Genomic DNA, 341 nt, shown 5'->3' on the forward strand with positions numbered 1-341 from the left:
ACGGTCACGGTTGACCCATACTCAGTGACCGAACCTTCAGTTGAGATTAACCTCGCTGATGCAATCAGTGATGCCGATGGTGACACGTTAACACTGAGCAGCATTAGCGATGTTGCTTTACCTGCAACCTTGTCGCAAAACGGTTTAGTTTTAACCTATACACCGAATGGTGTTGAGGGGACGACGAGTTTGCACTATAGCGTGACCGATGGCATGGACACGGCGAGCAGTGTGGTGAGCATTATTTCAGCATCGCAAGGTAAGTTAACAGCAAACGACTTTGCCGTACCAGCAATGGCGATGGATGCTCAAACGATAACGATTGATGTGGCAAGCTTTGT

The 341-nt window shown here is 48.4% G+C and carries 1 protein-coding gene; it reads left to right on the top strand.

Going from position 1 to position 341, the window contains the following annotated elements; all coding sequences use genetic code 11:
• Nucleotides 1–341 (top strand): Ig-like domain-containing protein (locus tag AB4298_RS21400; protein WP_371988330.1); only part of this gene is annotated, 341 nt, incomplete at both ends.

Origin of the sequence: Shewanella sp. 10N.261.52.F9 (assembly GCF_041471165.1) — a bacterium.
Classification (GTDB): Bacteria; Pseudomonadota; Gammaproteobacteria; order Enterobacterales; family Shewanellaceae; genus Shewanella; species Shewanella marinintestina.